This window comes from Coleofasciculus sp. B1-GNL1-01, from assembly GCF_040220235.1.
Lineage (GTDB): Bacteria > Cyanobacteriota > Cyanobacteriia > Cyanobacteriales > Coleofasciculaceae > Coleofasciculus.
Genome location: NZ_JAVJTO010000111.1, coordinates 1 through 16,514 on the forward strand (window position 1 = coordinate 1; position 16,514 = coordinate 16,514).

The window sequence follows — 16,514 nt, forward strand, 5'->3', positions numbered from 1 at the left end:
GGAATAGGGAATGGGCAATGGGCAATGGGCAATGGTTTCACCCCTCTGTCGAGGGAAAATTTGGTGCTGTTGTCGGCGAAAAGTTCAGGATACAAGAGGGGGGTAGTATAAAAACCTTGCACTTGTTGGGTCGAAAAATGGATGGAAACCCCTATCTGGTCTACCTTACACATCAGGGTAAGCTCATCTAATTTGGTATAAATTGTACTTGACAAAAGTCAGACTCATTATGGAGTAAGAGAAGGGGTTTGCGATCGCGCCCCTAACGGGGTAAGCCAAAACTGTTATCGAGCGGTCATTGTGGAGGAAGACGAAGGGGTTTGCGAGTACGCCCTTGATGGAGGTAAGTCAAACTATAATCTATAAACTATAATCTATTTTAATTTGAGTCAATAAAGGGAGAATTCGCCCATGACAAAGGGTTTTGGGTCTCAATTAAAAACCGCAGCAATATCTTACTCTCAAACAGTTGAAAAACCTCAGTTTAACTCGATCAATGCCATCCAAGATAATTTATTAAGTTATATCGAAGACATCCAAGACCCTCGGGTTCCCAGAACTCAAAAACATCTCTTCAAAGATGTTTTAGTCATTGCCATCTTAGCTGTTATTGCTGGAGCCAAGGGTTGGGAAGATATGGAAAATTATGGCATCGCTAAACAACAGTGGTTACAAGAATTTTTAGATTTACCCAATGGCATTCAAGCGTGATGATACTTTTCGGCTAATTTTTGAACGAATCAATCCTGAATCTCACTAAACACGAAATTACAGCGATTCCTGCTCTTTTAAAATTATTAGATATTACGGGCGCAATTGTTACCCTTGATGCCATGGGTACTCAATATGATATTATTCAGCTCATTCGAGACAAAAAAGCTGATTATATTGTCTCTCTTTCGTTCTTTTCATAGCCCTCGTAACTTGGCTCTTTTAAAACGCTTGGCACTTAATGCACTCAATCAGGAGACATCCTTTAAACGTAGTCTTAGACAAAAAAGCCAACAGGCGGCCATGAATAATGACTATATGATTACTGTTCTCAACTCCTTTTGTCAAGCTTGATTGAGATGCTCTTACCCTGCCTTACGCATTTATACAGCAAGCCCTACGTATCAGTAATAACCTTCTGCCTTTTGCGATAAGTTCGATACTTCGATTACTGAACTGATGGGATTAGGTGAGCATCTACCTAAAGAGACAGAAATTAGCGTAGTCAATTCAACCCAAAGATAGGATAAAAATCCTTATACATGAGTCATTGACTCAGCGAGTTGGCATTCAGGCTGCCGATAATGATTTAGGTCAGGTAAATTGTATATAAGCAGGCACTATATTACTGAAATACGTCTTCGCTTATACTGAATTTATATCTTAAGTTAGTAATAATTTACAGGAGTCGGATGTTAATCTGAAACTTGAAAATTAGGAATCGCCTAAAACTACTAAGCTCATGTTTCTAGATTCATAATCCAAAATCGATAAAATATAACCGTATGAATGTTATAATAACCAGCCTATTTATTCAGTGTGATTCTAAGATGGCTTTTGTCGGGAAGCAATATACTCTGCTTAAGTAGTTTTCTTGGTTTTAACCGGAATGAATTTATGAACTATCTGGATATAACTTTTGTTAATTGACTGAATAAAGAATTCTAATAAGTAGGTGGGGACAATTAAAGTTAACGGTTGGGAACTCGCTGTCCTTGAGAAGCAAGTTACGTCCTTTGTAAGGGTGTGATGTTTGTTAACATAACTTCATAAAGTTGAGTTTATTTCCACCAACCTACTTAATTCTCAATTCCTTGTCGCCCAGTCTAAATCCTAAACTTTATTCTTGTCTGACTCCTTATGATATCTATAATTTAAGCTAAACTTTAGATCTACTTAATAACTCATAGGATTATAACCATGAATGGACTAAAATTAAATCAACCATTTTTAGTAGATAGTCAAAATCTCAAAATTCTCTTAATTGAAGATAATCGTGTAGAAGCTGAATTAATCCAAGAATTATTTTCAGCAGTAAACACGAATCAATTCGCCATAACCCATGCTCAACGATTGAGTCAAGGCATAAAAAAATTGATAGAGTTTACCTTCGACATTATTTTACTCGATCTATCTCTTCCGGATAGTCAAGGATTAAATACTGTAATTCAAGTCAAAGCAAAAGCGCCCACGACTCCAATTGTTGTTTTAACCTCTCTTAACGATCAAAAGTTAGCAATTCAAGTGGTTCGTGAAGGCGCTCAAGATTATTTAATCAAGGGGCAATTTGCTGGAGAAAACTTGATACGGGCTATACGCTATGCCATTGAACGGGAGCGCGATCGCGAGGCAATTCGACAGCAGGCTAAACGGGAGCGAATCTTAGAGCGTATGGTTGAGCAGATCCGACGCTCATTAGATCTCGAAGAAATTTTACACACCACTGTCACCCAAGTCCGTCAATTCCTGAAAACTGATCGGGTTCTCATCTATCGCTATCAGGCAGACAAATTTCCTACTATGCTTTTAGAAGCGGCTGACTATAGCAATAGTTATCCGGAGATTCCGGCAATTCATGAACTTTTAAATTTGCCTCAGATATTGTTCTATAATGAACAGTTTATTCAAGTTATTAACAATCAAAAACCATCTAACCTAAAACCAAAATTGATCCATTGGCACAAGCAATCCGTTTTAGCGATACCCATCTGTAACAGTGAATCCGATCTAAAAAAACCTCAGTCTCCTGTGTTCCATCGATTATGGGGGATAATTATTGCTCATCATTGTACCCCTAATCGTCAATGGCAAACTTGGGAAATTGATTGTTTAAACCAGTTAGTCAAACAGGTCTCTATTGCGATTCAACAGTCAGAACTTTATCAAAAGGTAAAGAGAGATAACCAACACCTACAGAAACTGGTCAAAATAGACAGTTTAACCGGAATCGCCAATCGCCGCCGTTTCGATCAAGTCTTAGCCGAGGAATTAAGCTGTTCTCGACGTAACTTAACTCCTCTATCCTTGATCTTGTGTGATATTGACTTTTTTAAAGCCTACAACGATACCTACGGTCATTGGGTTGGAGATAATTGTTTAAAAGAAGTTGCCGAAGCCATCTGCCAAGCGGCTCAACGACCGAGTGATTTAGTTGCTCGCTATGGCGGTGAAGAATTTGTCGTGATTCTTTCCAATACAGATAATCCAGGCGCTTTTATCGTTGCCCAAAAAATCCGCTACCAAATGGATAAACTCAAGCGTCCCCATGCCAAATCTCCGATTCATCCCTGGGTAACGCTCAGTTTAGGAATTGCTACAACGACTCCATCCCGTCAACTTTCGTCCAGTGAATTAGTCCAACTAGCCGATCGCGCCCTCTACAAAGCCAAAGCCTTAGGACGCGATCGTATTTTCTCCGCTAACTCTGACCCGGATTTTCAGGTGTAAATCCCTACCAAAGACGATTACGACTGGCGTTGACTCGCGCTCCCTGAGTGCGATTGACTTCATCCAAAAATATCTCGGTTTCCTCAACTAAACGATTCAAATCTAGACAATCTGCACAAGCCGGATTCGGAGTTCCCGGTTCTCTAGCAAATCGACGCGGAGCCTCTGGCTGAACCGCATTACAGCAACCCTCAGCCGCTTCTTCTAAGGCTTGATCCAGACGACGGGCATTCTCTAATATAGCTGGATCTAATTCGCCATCTTGATCAAAAATAGGTGCAGTATTATTCCAGATATTCGTTCCGGTAATATCTGATTGGTTGGGGGGTTGAGCATTGGTAGATGTTGTGATTAACCCAGTACCCATGACTAACGTTGTTATAGTCCAAACTATCTGTTGCTTTACTTTCATCAAAGTTACTCCATATTCCAATTTATACAACACTCAGTCAGGGCGGGTTTTGCACAAACGTTATCATCAATGCAAAAAGAAAGTCCCATTACCCGCCCCTACGTCAGGGTAGATTTTGCACAAATGTTATCATCAACAGCGAAAAGAAAGTCCCATTACCCACCCCTACATACTCAAAACTTAAACGCGAACCCTGCACCCAAAACAAATCGCGCCCCATCTCCAGCCCCGGCAATATCTCGCAATGCTGGGGTAATCACCAATGGAATATTTTTAAAGGGAGCAATGGACACACCCACGCCCAAGTCTTGTCCACTCCATTCAGCAATTAAACTCACAGGTTCAGCCACCCGCACCGCAACGTTACCAAATACATTAATCGTGCCATTATCATCCTCTACCGCCTCCTCCGTGCGAAACTGTCCATTACCGATTCCCGCCGTTATCGCCACACGACTAAAGGGTTGATTAATATCCTCTCGCGTCCGAATAATCTTACTCACCACGCCATAAACGGAATTCTCAAAGTCATTATCATCACCCAGGTTAATCAAGCCATTCCAACCCGCTGCAACTGCCCAACCTTGAGGTAAGCGACGATGCACTTTAGCGTTAAAACCACCACTGCCAAAATCTCGATTAGACCCTAAACTGGCAAGTGCGTATGAAAGTTCTACCCCCACAGACTTCTCCGCATCACCCAACCCAATCCCAATGCCTAACGCCCCATCATCAACATCACTATAGCGGGTGCGTTCTTGATAGGTAGCGCTAACAAACCCTGTATTGCGATGAGCGCCATAGGCTGTAGGAATGACAATACTCAAAGCTGGGGAGGCACGTAAGGGTGCTTGAGGGTCTATATCTTCGAGCGATCGCAACTCCTCTTGCAAGCGGTTAACCTCCCGACAGGGTGCGGGTTGTGTCCGTTGATTGGGTGCTTGTGCCAACATCGTTTGTTGAGTCGCACTACAGGGCTTTTTCGGATTAAGGGCAACAGGTTGGCTGTTTTCCTTATCCTCCTTGTCTGCGTGATTTTCCCTGTCTATGGCAAAAGTCTTGACATCAGGATCATCTCGTGTATATTTTTCCTCTCTAGGTTGGCGATTTTTCCCTGTCTGTCTAGCACTCACCACGGTTGGCACAACTTGGTCGAGAGGTTCTAATTCTGGCGATGCCATCTCCAACTTAGATGTGTCTAGAGTGGGCAAGGTTAATTCAGACTCCCCGGAAAACTCCAGTCTGACTCTATCTTCCTCAATGGGGGATTGGTGAGTGATTGGTGACGGGTGAGTCGGAAATTCTTCCCATTTTTCTATCTCGCCAACTTCCCTATTTTCCTGATCATCTTGCCTGACTAAGCCAACCGAACTATCAGAGTTTATATCAGGTTCATCTAAACAGTTATCATTTCCTTCTACCTTGCCACATACTTCCTTCTCTTCTGCCCGATTGGTGAGCCTGTCGAACCTCTGCCCGATTGGTGAGCCTGTCGAACCTCTGCCTCCTGCCTGCAAAAAGCCTTCTGGCGTAAATTCCTGGACAATCATAGATTCTGGTGAGGCAACCGCTTGAGCGCTAGTTGTTGAGGTTACTGATGATCCTGCCTGGATTTCACTGGGTTCAATTGGGGTTGGGATAATAATATCAGGCTGATAAGTCGTCTTCACTGAAGACGTTGCCCAAGCGGGATGGGACAAACCTGGGACAGCAATTGCCGCTACGCTATAGAGGGCAAGGCTAGAAACATTCTGTAGCGATGTGTTTAGGCGGCTATCGCTTTTTTTATCTAACGTTTGCGGAACAGGTTGATGTTCCCTTGTGTAACATTTATTAGCAGGATGTAAATTTTGATAACGGCCATTCGCATTCAGTTGGGCTGTCACAGTCTTAAATCCTTCCAAGGGTGTTGTCTTGTTTTACAGAAATTGCCTTCTGGATCAGGACAAAACTAGCCACCCCGGAAAGGTCGCGTAAACTGGGTTATTTTCTTTTCGCCAGAGATTCCCCTGCCTGCTTTTGAATTATGGCAATTGAATCAGATGCTTATGACTTCAATCTGATTCCTCAGAGTAATTATACAGAATTATACAGAATTATGAGGATTTTAAAAAGTTTATAAATTATCTTGAACACGGAAAAAAATCAATAAAAAACGCCGATAAAATAAATAACGGAATTCATTAAGCCAAAACATCTGTGGTTTACATCTTGCCTAAGTCGCTGGGTAAAAACAAACTATATTAATTTATGTAAAATTTTCTCAACCCCTGACCCCTGACCAATGACCCATGACCCATGACGATCCCCGCCTTTACCCTTAATTTTTCCCACCTACTTAAATAAATATGCCTCGACCTACTGTATACATCGCGATCACCAACCATGGCTTTGGTCATGCGGTTCGTGCGGCTTGTGCCGCCGCCGCCATCCAAAATCTCTGTCCAGACATCCTGCTAATTTTAGTAACCACAGCCCCACGTTGGTTATTGGACTCTTATATTCCCGGAGATTTTATTCATCGCCCCCGCGCCTTTGATATTGGCGTGATTCAGTCGGATAGCTTGACCATGGATAAGGCGGCGACGTTGGCAAAACTTAAGCAAATTCGTGCCTCCGAAAATTCAATCATTGCCAGTGAAGTTAGTTTTATCCAAACCAATCGTGTCGGACTTGTACTCGGGGATATTCCTCCCTTAGCTGCCAAAATCGCTAAAACAGCAGGGATTCCCGGTTGGATGATTAGTAACTTCGGTTGGGACTTTATTTACCGGGCGTGGGGTGGAGAATTTGTCGAGATTGCCGATTGGATTAGCAAATGTTACAGCGTCTGCGATCGCTTGTTTCGTCTCCCCTTACACGAACCGATGACAGCATTCCCCCAGATCACCGATGTAGGACTCACAGGGGGGACACCCAGTTATCCAGTCAGCCAGTTGCGGGAAAAGCTGGGTTTAACCTCACCCCCAGAGAAAACAGTATTACTCACCTTTGGTGGACTTAGTTTGCAGGCAATTCCCTACAGTACACTGTCCCAGTTTCCCGACTGGCAATTCATCACCTTTGATCCCAATGCCCCCGATTTACCCAATTTAGTGAAAATTTTGGGTCGAGACTACCGCCCTGTGGATATGATGCCCTTGTGTGGACGAGTGGTATCTAAACCGGGATACAGTACCTTCGCCGAAGCACTACGTCTAGACATTCCCATCGTCTCCCTCACCCGCGAAGATTTTGCCGAATCTCCCTTCCTACTGGAAGGTATTCAAAATTATGCGTACCATCAAATTGTGACCCCTAAAGAATTTTTCCAAGGTCACTGGGAATTTTTACACCAATCTCTCAATCCTCCCAGACAATCCCAGCCTATCGCCAAAGATGGGGCTGACGCGATCGCGCAAGCTGTTGTCCATTATTTACAAACTCACTCATCCCGTTCTCGAACCTGACATGATAGCTACTGTGAATTCTCTGCTAGACAAAACCGCACCTACCTCGAAAACCGTAGATACACCGGAAACGCCCACAAAAGGCAATAGTTCAGATCTGACTCAAACGTCAGACAAGCCAAAAACGCCTGACAAGCCAAAAACGCCAGAGACTACAGAGAAGACGAAGACGGCTAAAACGCCCAAGACAACGGAAACCGCCAAAAACCAGAAAGGTTCAGAACCCGCTGAAACCGTCAAACCTGCCCAACCCCCTAAAACCCCGGAGGTGACGAAGACTAAAACAGCCAAGACGACGAAAACCACCAAGACGACTAAACCCTCAGACCAGAAAAAAGAGGGTAAAGAGAGTTCCACATCGTCTACCCTGGAATTAGCCGCTCATGATGTCCGCTTGGTCATTGATCAGCAACGGGAGCAAAGCCAAACCTTAACCACGAAGTTAAATATCTTATTTGTTACCAACGGCGCTTTGTTCACTAGCTTAACCATATCACGGTTGTTATTCTTTCCCAACGGCTTTAGCCTTGCCGAACTTTTCGGATTTCTGGTAAATTTTACCCTGCTGATCAACGCCTTCTTACCGCGCCAGTTAGCGGTTAGCCCCAATTTGGGCGATAAGAAATTTTTGGAACGTTATCTCGTCCTGTCGCCAGATGAATATCAACTACGAATGATTGTTAACCTAGTAGAGACCTATAATGCAAACAAGCAGCGATTGGAGGATGTCTCATCATCCTTACAATATTCTGCCTATGTGACCTGGGGGTTAGCCTTGGTTGTTACCTTGCATGTTGTAGGGATTTACTTCGTGCCGTTGATTGACCTGAGTAGTTTTGGCTAGGTCTTGCGATTATGACTTCTCAACACGTTCACAAAAACTCTTCTGGGAAACGGTTAAATTTACCCGAACCCGACGCAGACAACATCACGGTGTTGACGCGCAACCTGCCCAACAAGCCAATTCTACCGTGGAATCGTTATGATTCTCCTTGGCGTGATCCTCAGGTAGAACAGCTAGATGAATCGGGGGTATTAGATACCGATGAGGTAGCAGATACTGATGAGATAGACGGTTCTGAACAGGTTATGGCTGACACTCCAGAGGAATTGGAGGATGACATTGAGGATGACATTGAGGATGAGGCAGATGAGACAGAATTGGTAGAGGTGGTTACTGAGTGCGTCGAAACATCGGTAACTAATGAATGTGATCAAGAATCCGATGAAACAGAAGCGTTAGAAACCTTAGAACAGGTAGAATCCGCCGAGATAGAATCTGAAGCACCCGACATTAACGTAGAAGACGAATATGATGAAGTAGAAAACGTAGATGAGGAAGACCCTTTAGTCGCCCACCTGTCAGAGAAATTAGGAATTGGCGATCGCGAAGAAGACGATGAGGAGGATGACGAAGAATTCGCTGAAGACGAAGAAGACGAAGACCACGAACTCAAGCAACTGGGTTAGCCTTCTAGCCAACAACTTGAGACTCTATATCCTAATTCAATGAATCAATGACCCATTATCAACAGAAATTTACAATTAAGACAACCGCAAAATCCTTTACCCGCATCACCTCAAACATCAAAGACATCGTTGAGGAGTCAGGAATTGACACCGGACTGTGTACCGTATTTTTGCGCCACACGTCAGCCAGTCTGGTGATTCAAGAAAATGCTGACCCCGATGTCCTGACGGATTTATCAAATTTCTTTGCCAAATTAGTGCCAGAAGATGACAGCTACATCCACGATACCGAAGGACCCGATGATATGCCCGCCCATATCCGGACGGCTTTAACTAAAACCTCAGAACAGATCCCCATTGGCAATGGCAGATTGATGTTAGGAACCTGGCAAGGAATTTATATTTGGGAACATCGCCAGCAGAGACACAATCGGGAAGTAGTGGTTCACATTTCCGGAGATTGATTGGGGAATGGTTAAGTAGGTGGGGATTGTCCTTTGTCATTGGTCATTTGTCATTTGTAAGAGTTTGAGGGTTAAAGTGAGTTGGAAGATGGATCAACAGAAACGGTAATCAAGCCTGATGAGTTGGGAACAGGTAAAACGGGCAACGGTTGCGATCGCGTCGGTTGAGGATGGTAGTATCCGAGGGACGGGGTTTTTTGTCTCGTCTCACGGGTATTTGCTCACTTGCGCCCATGTCGTGGAAGCGGCTGGTGGTTGGGAAAAGATACGAGTGCAGGGAAAATCGGCATCCTTGGTCTATCTGGGGAATAGTCAGCAGGATGATTTTGCCGTCTTACAGATAGCTGGGTATCAGGGGAAAGGTGTTCCGTTGTCTTTCTCCGTCACACCCATGCACCGCTTCTTAAGTATCGGCTATGGGCGTCCAGATTTTCCAGAAGGCGCGTCCATTGATGGGGCGATTACCGATATCAATCCCCAAGCCAATTTTAGTAATTTACCCATGCTGCGGCTGCGGGTAATGGCAGATGCTCAACGGGTGCAGGGAGGCTATAGTGGTTCCCCTGTCTTTGATGCGGAAACTCAGGCGGTGATTGGCTTAATTGCGGCGTTTGACCATAGCCAAGGGGCGCTAGCATTGCCATTAACCACCATCAGTAAAAAATGGTCAACCCTTCAAGACTTCTTAACCCCAACATCTCCTCATCCTATCGCCTCCCCTTCACCTCAAACTGCCAAAATCTTTATCAGTTACCGCAGCCGTGATCCCGATGTCAGTTTGGCACAGCAATTCTATGAAGCCTTGAAAGCGGCTGGACATCAACCGTTTATGGCGGGAGCGAGTATTCGCTTAGGGGAAAATTGGGCGGAACGGATTGATCAGGAATTAGAACACTGTGATTATTTCCTCCTCTTATTATCCTCACAATCAGCAACCAGTGAAATGGTCACAGAGGAGGTGCGACGGGCGAGGGAATTGCGGGATAGACGGGAGGAAAAGAAACCCATAATTCTGCCAATTCGGGTCAACTTTCCCATGGATTCCCCGTTAAATTATGACCTGCGCGGGTATTTACAGCGGATTCAGCAACGGGAATGGCATTCTCCTGACGATACGCCAGTGATTGTGCAGGAACTATTGGCGCTGATATCCCAGGAAGATGGCGGAGAACCTTGGCTGACTCCCCTGGCGGAGACTCCAGAACCTGCTGCACCTGCAATCGCCAGTCCCGATTCTCCCCCGTTACCTGTAGCGGAACCGGAATTACAACGGGAACCGGGAGGGGCGGTTTCACTCAAATCTGGGTTATATGTAGAGCGTTTGCCGATAGAAACTGATTGTTATCAAGAAATTTTACAACCCGGTAGCTTGATTCGGATTAAAGCGCCTCGACAGATGGGAGAAAACCTCGTTAATGGCGCGAATTCTGCATCATGCTAAAGAACAAGGGTATCATGCCATTCCCTTAAGTTTACAACGGGCAGATAGTCAGCTTTTAGGCAATCTAGATCACTTTTTACGCTGGTTTTGTGAACAGGTGGGGCGGCGACTCAAGCGGTTAAATCAGTTGGATGACTATTGGATTGGGTATGGGAGCAAGGATAAATGTACAGCCTATTTTGAGGAATGTTTATTAGAAGAAATTGACCAGCCATTAGTTTTGGGGTTGGATGAAGTGGATCGGGTATTTCCCCATCGAGCTATTGCGGATGACTTTTTTGCCTTATTGCGCTCTTGGTATGAGGGGGCGAGGTATGGGGATTTTAGTAGTGAATTGTGGGAAAAGTTGCGGTTAGTGGTAGTCCATTCAACGGAGGTGTATGTGCCGTTGGATATTAATCAATCACCGTTTAATGTGGGCAAAAATGTGGAGTTACCGGAATTCAATCCGGAGCAAATGTTAGATTTAGCGGGGCGGTATGGACTGAATTGGACAACAACTCAGGTCGAGGAATTAACGCAGTTAATCGGGGGACATCCCTATTTAGTACAAAAAGCATTATATCATTTACGGCGTCAGGATGTGACGTTAGAAGAGTTAGCAGAAACAGCGGCGACAGAAGCGGGGATTTATAGTGACCATTTGCGGCGACATTGGTGGAATTTGAAGGAATATCCCAAATTAAAGGAAGCGTTTCGTCAGGTAGTGGTTAAAAATAAGTCAGTGGAATTAGATGCAGAGTTAGCGTTTAAATTAGACAGTATGGGGTTAGTGCAGTTGGAGGGGAATGAAGCAATTCCGCGCTGTGATTTGTATCGGAATTATTTCCGCGATAATTTGGGGGATTAAATCCTTCGTACTTCACCCTCATCCCCTAACCCCAACTCCGGCCCCCCTCGTTCCCCCCTACGAAGAAACGATAAAACTATGTAAGTTTTTAGGTAAAATATTAAAAGCACTTTTGACTTAGTTACTGCCACCTATGCAAGTCACTCTTAACCTTGATGAAGCTCTGCTCAACGAAGCCTTGAAATTAACAAAACTCACTACCCAAGAAGAGTTACTGAACCTTGCTTTGCAAGAGCTAATACGATCTCGCCGCAAGAAAAATTTGCTTGATCTGGCAGGGCAAATTCAGTTCGTTCCTGATTTTGATTACAAGGCTCTGCGCGAAACTCGCTATGCTGCTGATTGATACATCTGTAAATCTATATGAATATAAATGTAGGGTGCGTTAGGCGCTTATTGAGTGAAAATTGTGAGAATTAAATCATTCAGCGCCGTAACGCACCAATTCTGGGAAAGCATCAAGGGAAATTGTTAGGATAAAATAATTTAACGCCAGAATGCACCAATTCTGGGAGATAATAAAGGGCGGTGCGTTACGCTACGCTAACGCACCCTACAAACCAAAAAGACTTGGAATGAATGATGAATCCATCAGTGCAAACAATTGCGGCTCAAGACATCACCTTACATCAACTGAGTGAAACCTTTGGGTTAGTACGAACTGACGAAGCCCAGTTTTTTCCAGAATGGCAGGACAATTTACCCGAACTGAGTCCAGTAGAACAGCAATGGCTGGATCAGGTTAAGGATGATTATCTCCATTTGTCTCAGTATCCCATGTTAGAACCCATTGTTAAAATGGTGGTGCTATCCCCCTTATTGAGTGTGGCTGGGTTTTATCGTTCACCATTTTATTTAGCGGCTGAACATGAGGTGAGAATTACCTCCCAGGATAACGGGACAATTGTACACGGAAAAATTGATATTTTAATTTGTCAACCCCAGTTTTGGATTACGGTAATTGAGGCAAAACGAGCAGAATATTCCTTAAAGGTGGGTATTCCTCAAGCCTTGGCTTATATGATGGCACATCCTCAACCGGAAAAGCCAGCCTTTGGATTAGTCACGAATGGGACAGAGTTTATCTTTATTAAATTGAGTCAACAACCGACATCGCGATATAGTTTTTCTAATGAGTTTTCGGTATTGAATCAGGGAAATGATTTATACAGAGTAGCTGGCATTTTGAAACAATTAGGTCGAATAGCACAGTCCTTAAGTTAGTTTGTAGTTGCGCTTTAGCGCCCTAATCTGGCATCATTGACTACAAACATTAAATCAGAAATATAATAAACGCGATCGCCTTCATTTTACGAAACCATAAACATGGGGTAGCGGGCGTAGTAAAAGGGCGCACGTCAGAAGGGCGCACGTCGGTGCGCCCCTACAGAAATGGAATGTAGGAATGTAGGGTGCGTTAGGAATGTAGGGTGCGTTGGGCGCTGATTTAGTATCAATCGTGAGGATTAAATGAGTTAGCGCCGTAACGCACCAATTCTGGGAAAGCATCAAGGTAAATTGTTAGGATAAAATAATTTAACGCCAGAATGCACCAATTCTGGGAGACAATAAAGGTGGTGCGTTACGCTACGCTAACGACACCCTACAGGTACAAGATACACACCGTTTCGGGGGATTTGAGGATGAGTACCGCATCCCATCCAGACTACAGCTATCAAGTCGGCGGGAGTCTTAAACAGGATGATCCCACCTATGTGGTGCGCCAAGCGGATCAGGATTTCTATGAAGCCTTAAAAGCAGGCGAATTCTGCTATGTTCTCAATTCCCGCCAAATGGGTAAATCTAGCTTGCGGGTGCAAACCATGCGGCGATTGCAAAACGAGGGAGTTGCTTGTGGTGTGATTGATATTACCGCCATTGGAAGTCACAATATTGCCCCATCTGAATGGTATCTGGGTTTAATTCGCCGACTGGCGCGGAGTTTGGGAATTAAAGTTAAGGTGATCAAATGGTGGAATGAACGGGAGGGATTGTCCCCGACACAGCGTTTGGGTGAGTTTATCGAGACGGTATTACTAGCCGAGATTTCCCAACCAATTGTTATTTTTATTGATGAAATCGATAGTATTCTCAAGTTAGACCTAAAAGACGATTTTTTTGCCCTGATTCGCGCTTGTTATAACGAACGGGCAGACAATTCAGACTATCAACGTCTGACATTTGCCTTGTTGGGAGTGGCGACACCTTCAGATTTAATTCAGGATAAAACTCGCACGCCGTTTAATATTGGTAGGGCGATTGAATTGCGGGGGTTTGGTTTATCGGAAGTATCGCCCTTAGCGCCGGGATTGGCGGGTAAGGCGGAGAATCCGCAAACGGTTCTCAGGGAGATCATAAACTGGACAGGGGGACAACCCTTTCTGACGCAAAAGTTATGTCAGTTGGTGCTGACTTCTCCCTTTGCCATTGCGTCTGGTCGTGAGGCAGAATTATTAATCGAAAAGTTAGTGCGATCGCGTATACTGGAAAACTGGGAAGCCCAGGATGAGCCAGAACATCTCCGGACTATCCGCGATCGCGTTTTAAGCAATGAGCAACGGGCAGGGTATTTACTGGAACTCTATCGGCAGATTTGGCAGGATAGGGAAGTCGCCGCCACAAATAGTGATGATGAAGCCCGATTAAAGCTGGCGGGGTTGGTGGTGAAGCAGAGAGGAAGTTTAAGGGCTTACAATCCTATTTATCGCGAAGTCTTTAACCAAAATTGGATTGACCAAGAATTAAAGAATCTACGCCCCTACTCTGAGACATTTAGAAGGTGGGTAGCCTCTGGGTATCAGGATGATTTTCTGTTGCAGGGTAAGGCGTTGCACGAGGCGCAAGCTTGGGCAAAGGGGAAAAATTTAAGTTATTTGGATCAGCAGTTTCTTGCTGCTGGTGAAAAGAAGGCAATTGAACAGCAAATTGCGGTAGCGGAAAAGGAAGCGGAATTAGAACGGGAACGGAAAGATAGAGAAGCCGCAGAACAAAGAAACCTGGCTCTAGCTGAGGCGAATCGCAAAGCCAAAAGACGGATTAGTATTGGTGGAGTAGTGCTAATCGTTGCCGTGTTTGGGGCGGTAATTTCCGGGGTACTTGCCGGAAATAAAGTTATTGAAGCCAATTCCAAAGTTGATAAGGCAAACTCTCAGGTAGCCGAAGCCAACACCAAGGTTGAGCAGGCAAACTCTCAGGTAGCCGAAGCGAACCAAAGAGCGACAGCAGCCGAGAAACGAGAAGAACAAGCGATAGAAAATGAGAAACTCATGCAGACAAGTGCTGAAGAGGCAGCCCAGAAAGTCAAAGCTTCACAGAAAGCTTTAGCGGTAGCGAACGATAAACTGGAAAATTCCCGTCAACAGTCCCAACAATTAGCGCGACAAGCGCAACAAGCCGCTCAAGAAACTCGACAGGCTCAAGCCAAGCTGGGGGAAGCTCAGGAAAGAGTGAAAAAAGCCGAACAAAATGTTCAACAGTAGTATCAGGAATTGGATCAGCAAGAAAAAGCGCAAGACTATTGGAGTAAAGCTGAACAAGCAATTAAAGAAAGTCAGGAGTTATTACCGTCAAAGATTACTGGAGAGACGCCTGAACAATGGTCAATTCGTGTCCATGTCCAGCGAGTGCGGGGCAGTTGGTATCGGGAAAAGGGAGAAACGCCAAAGGCAATAGAGGCGTATCGGCAAGCCTTTACTCGGCTGGAGGCGGCTTGGAAAAAACTGCCAAATATTGATATAGACACGGAGATTCCTATTCCGCAGTATCTGCCTCAAAAACAACCGATTCTCTCGGCAAATGCCATTGAGAACTTACATCGTGAGTTTATGGCATTGCTGGCAGAAACAGGTGAAGATGATTCCCGGATCAAAGAATCGCTCAAACGTCACCTACTAGCAGAACTAAACTTTTTGATGGAATCAGGCAACTGGAAAGATGCTGATAGAAAAACTTATGATTTAATTGCTTTTGCTGGTAGTACCGAAACAGGTTTTGAGATAGAGAATATTTCCTGTCGAGACTTGAGTAGTATCGATAGGCTTTGGGTAGAACGCTCAGATGGGACGTTTGGTTTCAGTGTGCAAAAGATTATTTTGGATGAATTGGCCTCCCAGCGCGGTCATTATGATAATGATGTAATCTTGTGGGAAGGATTTTATGAGAAGATAGGATGGAAAGAAGGAGAGAAGTGGCTGGATGGGAAAGGTATTTTTAATCCGGCAGCAGCAAAAAGAGGACACCTCCCATATTTGGGTTATTCATGGTTGCAAAAACAACTCCTCTCTCTCACTGCGACTTGTAGACTTTAACATACAAGCGCTCCAGCCTTCTGTAAAAATTCCTTAACAAACTACATTTCTACGAATTCATAGTTAGGTAGGGTGGGCAAAATTTATAAACCTCAAATGCTTAGGCTATTGTTCGCTACTTTTGCCCACCCTACGGTATTTGGTGTGATGTGGTAACAGTATCCAGGTTGAATGGTTCGAGGTTGGCGGCACATCAATATTCAATACTCCAAACGGATCATCCAAACAATCGCAAGCATTAGATTTCCCAGGTAACGTAATGAGCGATCGTATCAGAGTAAAATTATATGTAAACTCACGCTAAAAACGTCCGATGCTACAAGTCAAAACAAAAATTTCTGAAGGTGGCAGAGTTGCGATTCCAGCCGAGTATTTCAATCAACTGGGATTGGAGGTGGGAGATGACGTAATTGTCCGCCTTGTGGATGGAGAAATCAGAATTTTCACCCTTGCTCAAGCTATCCAGCAAGCACAAGCCTGGGTGCGGAGTTTTACTCCACCAGATCGCTCCCTTGTCGATGAACTAATTCAGGAACGGCGTCACCCGCATTTCTCACAAGAAGCGCGATCGCAAATCACAAAAACCTTGCCAGACAAGGATTTAATCCCATTTATTCCCCCCAGCCGCACACAACAGTGTGTTGCACCTTCAAGCCTCTGAATAATCATGCTCCTCAACCTAA

General features: G+C 44.4%; 13 protein-coding genes and 2 pseudogenes. 13 read left to right on the forward strand and 2 right to left on the reverse strand.

Annotated features, from left to right (window positions below; translation table 11 throughout):
- From RID53_RS27430 to RID53_RS27440, 3 genes and pseudogenes are all read left to right on the forward strand, one after another.
- On the forward strand, nucleotides 1-191 hold a 191-nt coding region (locus tag RID53_RS27430; protein ID WP_446391110.1), incomplete at its 5' end, for a hypothetical protein.
- Nucleotides 192-411: 220 nt separating this feature from the next.
- A pseudogene (locus RID53_RS27435) lies at nucleotides 412-1,065 on the forward strand (transposase family protein).
- Between the two features lie 846 nt (nucleotides 1,066-1,911).
- Nucleotides 1,912-3,438, forward strand: coding sequence for a diguanylate cyclase domain-containing protein (locus RID53_RS27440; protein ID WP_446391111.1), 1,527 nt, complete (start codon nucleotides 1,912-1,914; stop codon nucleotides 3,436-3,438).
- Nucleotides 3,439-3,442: 4 nt separating this feature from the next.
- On the opposite strand, the gene RID53_RS27445 is transcribed toward RID53_RS27440, so the two are convergent.
- Complete coding sequence (locus RID53_RS27445; protein WP_446391112.1) at nucleotides 3,443-3,850, reverse strand: hypothetical protein; 408 nt, start codon at nucleotides 3,848-3,850, stop codon at nucleotides 3,443-3,445.
- Nucleotides 3,851-4,023: 173 nt separating this feature from the next.
- Nucleotides 4,024-5,736 (reverse strand): hypothetical protein, encoded by a 1,713-nt coding sequence (locus RID53_RS27450; protein ID WP_446391113.1) that lies wholly within the window; start codon nucleotides 5,734-5,736, stop codon nucleotides 4,024-4,026.
- 462 nt (nucleotides 5,737-6,198) lie between these two features.
- Here RID53_RS27450 and RID53_RS27455 point away from each other — a divergent pair, with 462 nt between their 5' ends.
- From RID53_RS27455 to RID53_RS27500, 10 genes and pseudogenes are all read left to right on the forward strand, one after another.
- Nucleotides 6,199-7,299: a glycosyl transferase gene (locus RID53_RS27455; protein ID WP_446391114.1), complete on the forward strand. Its 1,101-nt coding sequence runs from the start codon at nucleotides 6,199-6,201 to the stop codon at nucleotides 7,297-7,299.
- A 13-nt stretch (nucleotides 7,300-7,312) separates the two neighbouring features.
- The gene (locus RID53_RS27460; RefSeq protein WP_446391115.1) at nucleotides 7,313-8,143 is read left to right on the forward strand and encodes a hypothetical protein; all 831 of its coding nucleotides are present in this window, start codon (nucleotides 7,313-7,315) and stop codon (nucleotides 8,141-8,143) included.
- Nucleotides 8,144-8,154: 11 nt separating this feature from the next.
- The gene (locus RID53_RS27465; protein ID WP_446391116.1) at nucleotides 8,155-8,769 is read left to right on the forward strand and encodes a hypothetical protein; all 615 of its coding nucleotides are present in this window, start codon (nucleotides 8,155-8,157) and stop codon (nucleotides 8,767-8,769) included.
- 47 nt (nucleotides 8,770-8,816) lie between these two features.
- A complete protein-coding gene (locus RID53_RS27470) occupies nucleotides 8,817-9,233 on the forward strand; it encodes a secondary thiamine-phosphate synthase enzyme YjbQ (protein ID WP_446391117.1) in 417 nt (138 codons plus the stop codon).
- 118 nt (nucleotides 9,234-9,351) lie between these two features.
- Nucleotides 9,352-11,524, forward strand: a pseudogene (locus tag RID53_RS27475) (AAA-like domain-containing protein).
- A gap of 133 nt (nucleotides 11,525-11,657) precedes the next feature.
- Nucleotides 11,658-11,870: a type II toxin-antitoxin system VapB family antitoxin gene (locus RID53_RS27480; RefSeq protein WP_446391118.1), complete on the forward strand. Its 213-nt coding sequence runs from the start codon at nucleotides 11,658-11,660 to the stop codon at nucleotides 11,868-11,870.
- 236 nt (nucleotides 11,871-12,106) lie between these two features.
- Nucleotides 12,107-12,748, forward strand: a complete 642-nt coding sequence (locus tag RID53_RS27485; protein ID WP_446391119.1) for a type I restriction endonuclease — start codon at nucleotides 12,107-12,109, stop codon at nucleotides 12,746-12,748.
- Between the two features lie 419 nt (nucleotides 12,749-13,167).
- Complete coding sequence (locus RID53_RS27490; protein WP_446391120.1) at nucleotides 13,168-15,003, forward strand: AAA-like domain-containing protein; 1,836 nt, start codon at nucleotides 13,168-13,170, stop codon at nucleotides 15,001-15,003.
- A 9-nt stretch (nucleotides 15,004-15,012) separates the two neighbouring features.
- Nucleotides 15,013-15,831: a GUN4 domain-containing protein gene (locus RID53_RS27495; RefSeq protein WP_446391121.1), complete on the forward strand. Its 819-nt coding sequence runs from the start codon at nucleotides 15,013-15,015 to the stop codon at nucleotides 15,829-15,831.
- Between the two features lie 313 nt (nucleotides 15,832-16,144).
- Nucleotides 16,145-16,492 (forward strand): AbrB/MazE/SpoVT family DNA-binding domain-containing protein, encoded by a 348-nt coding sequence (locus tag RID53_RS27500; protein ID WP_446391122.1) that lies wholly within the window; start codon nucleotides 16,145-16,147, stop codon nucleotides 16,490-16,492.
- Nucleotides 16,493-16,514 lie beyond the last annotated feature (22 nt).